1 protein-coding gene is annotated in these 530 nt (G+C 68.7%); it reads left to right on the top strand.

The annotated features are described in order from the left end of the window. A partial coding sequence (locus tag A5701_RS11980) for an acetylating acetaldehyde dehydrogenase (protein ID WP_197504968.1) occupies positions 1–530 on the top strand: 530 nt, incomplete at both ends.

The raw sequence follows: 530 nt of genomic DNA on the forward strand, positions 1-530 counted from the left end.
ATGCCGGCTAAGGCGAGTGTGGCCATTGTCGGGTCGGGAAACATCAGTACTGACCTGCTCTACAAGTTGCTGCGGTCGGAGTGGCTGGAGCCGCGCTGGATGGTGGGCATCGACCCGCAAAGCGAGGGCTTGGCGCGGGCCCGCAAGCTGGGCCTGGAGACCACGCACGAGGGCGTGGACTGGTTGCTGGCCCAGTCGGAGAAGCCCGACCTGGTGTTCGAGGCGACGAGTGCGTATGTGCACCGGGACGCGGCGCCGAAGTATGCGGCCGCGGGGATTCGGGCGATCGACCTGACCCCGGCCGCCGTGGGCCCGGCGGTCATCCCGCCGGCCAACCTCCGCGAGCACCTGGACGCTCCGAACGTCAACATGATCACCTGTGGCGGGCAGGCGACCATCCCGATCGTCTACGCGGTGAGCCGGGTGGTGGAGGTGCCCTACGCTGAGATCGTGGCGTCGGTGGCGTCGGTCTCGGCCGGGCCGGGCACGCGGGCCAACATCGACGAGTTCACCAAGACCACCAGCAAGGG

Origin of the sequence: Mycobacterium sp. E3305 (assembly GCF_001666785.1) — a bacterium.
GTDB lineage: Bacteria > Actinomycetota > Actinomycetes > Mycobacteriales > Mycobacteriaceae > Mycobacterium.